This window comes from Psychrobacter sp. 1U2 (genome assembly GCF_051847575.1).
In genome coordinates, this window is sequence record NZ_JBPYDC010001130.1 from 1 (window position 1) to 695 (window position 695).

Consider the following 695-nt stretch of genomic DNA (forward strand, 5'->3'; position numbering starts at 1 on the left):
ACAAAATGAATCAATGCCTCGGTCTGCTGCGCGGGACAAAACAGTCCGCCAGTACAACGCGCCAACGCTTCATCTTCTGGCAGGATGACAGGTGAGTCGCAGACAGGACAAGTAGAGGGTAGCTTAACTGGCTCAGAGTCTTCTGGACGCTGATCATGCCAGACGCGCGTGACTTTTGGAATGACGTCGCCTGCCCGGTGTACGCTGACCATATCGCCTGCACGCACATCTAAGCGCTGAATTTCACCAAAATTATGCAAAGTCACATTACTAACGGTGACGCCGCCAACCTTGATGGGTTCTAATTTACCAACTGGGGTAATCTGTCCCGTACGCCCGACCTGCCATTCGATAGTATGCAGACGGGTCATGACGGTTTCGGCGGGGAATTTATAGGCAGTTGCCCAGCGCGGCTCACGTGACAAAAATCCAAGCTGCTGTTGTAAGGCTAAGCTATTGACTTTAATTACCACACCATCGATTTCAAACGGTAGCTTGGCACGCTTTTCAATCACAGACTCATAGTACTCTTGAGTTTCGCGTGGGTTTTTTACCACTCGTACGGCACTGACACTAAAGCCAATGTCACCAAGCCAAGCCAACGCGGCCGATTGCGTCTCAATAGTTTCAGGTAGACCTTGATTTACCGAGTAGCAATAAAAAGCTAGCGGACGACTGGCGGCTATGCTTGGATC

1 pseudogene is annotated in these 695 nt (G+C 50.6%); it reads right to left on the reverse strand.

Annotation, left to right across the window (positions count from 1 at the left end):
* Positions 1-695: pseudogene (gene ligA / locus ACS8FD_RS20780) on the reverse strand (NAD-dependent DNA ligase LigA); the annotation flags it as partial.